The following is a 1,209-nucleotide window of genomic DNA, read 5'->3' on the forward strand; positions in this document are numbered from 1 at the left end:
CCTGGAGAGAGCTGAAACCTATGGACCTCAAAGTGATGTTCATCGCTGAGTATCTGTCTGAAAAGCACAGCTTTAGCCGGCTGTGCCAGGACTATCAGATCAGCCGAAAGACTGGCTACAAATGGGTCGAGCGCTATGAGCTGGAGGGTCCCAGTGGGCTCGACGAACGTAGCCGCCGACGGCACAACCAAACCTATGTGGTGCCATTGGTTGTGAGGCAGGCAATCATTGAGTTTCGCTCTACTGGCGAAACGGTTCCGGGCCCTAAAAAGATCCAGAACGACCTGATGAAACGTTTTCCGGGGCAGGATCCGCCGTCGAAAACGACCATCTACAACATCCTCAAGGCTGCGGACTTGATTACGTCTCGACCGTTGCGTCAGCGTGTCGCTGTCTATCCCAAGCCTTTGCGTAAGGCAGAAACGCCTAATCAGCTCTTCAGCGCAGATTACAAGGGCCAATTTCTCACTGGGGCGGGCGTTTGGTGCTATCCACTGACGATCATGGATCATGCCAGTCGGTTCTTGCTTGCCTGCGAGAGCATGGCCAATACCAATCTCAAGGAGACCCAGCAAACCTTCGAGCGCGTTTTTCGTGAATACGGGATGCCTGAGCGCATCCGCACCGATAACGGCGTGCCGTTTGCCAGCACCGGTCGTGCAGGACTATCGCAGTTGTCGATCTGGTGGTTGCGCCTTGGGATTATTCCTGAGCGAATTGAGCCCGGTCGGCCAGATCAAAATGGGCGTCATGAGCGCATGCACCGGACATTGAAAAGTACTTTCCCCAAACCGCCAGCCATTGCCTGGGAGGCTCAGCAAAAACACTTTGATCGTTTTATGCAGCACTACAATCACGAGCGAGGGCACGAGGCGCTCGGCCAGAAAACCCCGGCTTCCTGCTATACCCCTTCAACCCGAGCTTACCCGGAAAAGCTACCGGAAATGGGGTATGCGAGCCATGTTGAGTGTTACCTGGCTGATAGTTGCGGAATCATTAATCGGGCGGGGCTGCGGATATACGTGGGGAATCTGCTCAGGCATCAAAACATTGGAATGGAGATGATCAAAGACGGAGTATGGAATGTGATCTTCGGTCCGGTGATCCTAGGTCACGTCAATGCCAGGGACGCAAAGAACGGCTACGTTTCAATCAAAGTGTCACCTATGTGAATGCACTTTTTTGTAACCCATGTGGTTGTCCCGTACA

1 protein-coding gene is annotated in these 1,209 nt (G+C 53.5%); it reads left to right on the forward strand.

The window, feature by feature from the left end; all coding sequences use genetic code 11:
* On the forward strand, nt 1–1,172 hold a 1,172-nt coding region (locus ACODSV_RS36270), incomplete at its 5' end, for an integrase core domain-containing protein (protein ID WP_489078413.1).
* Nucleotides 1,173–1,209 lie beyond the last annotated feature (37 nt).

Source organism: Pseudomonas sp. FG86 (assembly GCF_057808775.1).